1 riboswitch is annotated in these 509 nt (G+C 34.8%).

The annotated features are described in order from the left end of the window. Window positions 1-46 precede the first annotated feature (46 nt). Window positions 47-190: riboswitch (Lysine riboswitch) on the reverse strand. Window positions 191-509 lie beyond the last annotated feature (319 nt).

A 509-nucleotide genomic window follows, 5' to 3' on the forward strand; every position in this document is an offset into this window, starting at 1 on the left:
GAGCAAAAGGCTCATGGCTATAATTTATATAACTACCTTTCGCCCACCATGTCAAAGCGCTTTCTCCTAAGTTGGGCAACTTAGTCGAACAGTCCTATACTTATTCAGTATAGGCCCAGCGTGTTATCACGCTTCGGCGTTTTCCCCTTTCCCAAAGGTACTCTTGAAAAACGCGGCCTCCTTTTTCACGGCTTTTATTCAATTTTCAAAATAAAGAATAACATAGCTGATAAACAGTGTCAACGAATAAATCTTTTTTTAAACAATATTCATCTTCTTTAAGATTAAATCATAGGTTTTTATGCCATTAATAAGAACTTTCTCATCAAAGTTAAAGTAACAACTATGTAATGGATGAACATACTTTTTATCCTCATTGCGTACGCCTAACATCATAAAGAACCCTGGGATAATTTGTTGGTATTAAGAAAAATCTTCGGCAAACATCATAGGACGAATATAAGATTTCATCGTATCATCTAATGCATTATCGACTAGAGTAAATAACT

This window comes from Methanocalculus natronophilus (genome assembly GCF_038751955.1).
GTDB lineage: Archaea > Halobacteriota > Methanomicrobia > Methanomicrobiales > Methanocorpusculaceae > Methanocalculus > Methanocalculus natronophilus.